The sequence below is a fragment of the Variovorax sp. 01N429 genome, assembly GCF_056399425.1.
In genome coordinates, this window is the sequence record NZ_JBFTRG010000080.1 from 1 (window position 1) to 530 (window position 530).

Consider the following 530-nt stretch of genomic DNA (forward strand, 5'->3'; position numbering starts at 1 on the left):
GGGCAGGGCCGGGCCGGGCTCCGTCGGCGTCAGGTCGCGGCTTCCGACAGGGCGGCCTTGACCTGGGCCAGGCTCGGGTTGGTGGCGACCCACTGGATGTCGCCGCCGGGGCCCGCGAGGACGACCGTCGGGACGGTCTGGTTGCCGCCGTTGACGCTCATCACGTACTCGGCCGCCTGCGCGTCCTGCTCGATGTCGACCTCGGTGTACGCCACGCCTTCGCGCTCCATCTGGCTCTTGAGGCGGCGGCAGTACCCGCACCAGGGGGTGCTGTACATCGTCACGGTGGCCGACATCTCGGGGATCTCCTCTGCTCGGGTGCTGCGGGCGTTCCGCACAACGTACGCCGGATTCGGATTTCTTCCCTCCGCCGGCCCCGCAGCCTGTGGACAACCTCACCCCCGGGGGGGGGCGGGCCTGTGGACAACGGCCGGTATGTGACGGAGCCGCCTGAGAGGATGTCCCGGTGATCGACCACTACGGCCCCCCGCCCACCGCCGACGAGGTCCTCGACGCGCTCGACCCCGAGC

The 530-nt window shown here is 71.5% G+C and carries 1 protein-coding gene; it reads right to left on the reverse strand.

Annotated elements, in window-relative coordinates; translation table 11 throughout:
• Positions 1-29: 29 nt before the first annotated feature.
• Positions 30-278 carry a mycoredoxin gene (locus AC1DSF_RS30670; RefSeq protein WP_478184082.1) on the reverse strand — a complete coding sequence of 83 codons (249 nt, stop codon included), beginning with the start codon at positions 276-278 and terminating at the stop codon, positions 30-32.
• Positions 279-530: the final 252 nt, after the last annotated feature.

Bases quoted from the DNA above. Each gene is read 5' to 3' on its own strand.
- AC1DSF_RS30670 (WP_478184082.1), bottom strand. From the start codon at position 278: ATGTACAGCACCCCCTGGTGCGGGTACTGCCGCCGCCTCAAGAGCCAG.